This window comes from Gemmiger formicilis (genome assembly GCF_016901605.1).
GTDB lineage: Bacteria > Bacillota > Clostridia > Oscillospirales > Ruminococcaceae > Gemmiger > Gemmiger formicilis_B.
Genome location: NZ_JACJKP010001008.1, coordinates 1 through 217 on the forward strand (window position 1 = coordinate 1; position 217 = coordinate 217).

General features: G+C 58.5%; 1 protein-coding gene. It reads left to right on the forward strand.

Annotated features, from left to right (window positions below; genetic code table 11):
* Positions 1 to 49: 49 nt before the first annotated feature.
* A partial coding sequence (locus H6B10_RS19240) for an AlkZ-related protein (RefSeq protein ID WP_430661805.1) occupies positions 50 to 217 on the forward strand: 168 nt, incomplete at its 3' end.

Consider the following 217-nt stretch of genomic DNA (forward strand, 5'->3'; position numbering starts at 1 on the left):
TTTGCTGTTTGTAATCTGTATTTTGTGAAGCACGAGAAGTGCCTTCCACATGGAGGTTCCTCTTCTCAGCGCCCGCCCAGCACCGCCCGCAGTCTCTCTTCGGTGGCGGCGGGACGGCTACGACTTTGACAGCCGGTGGGACGATGGTCTCGCCACCGTCCGCCAGAAGAAGATCATGGACCAGTTCACCGAAGCGGACGCCCTGCTCTCCTATGAA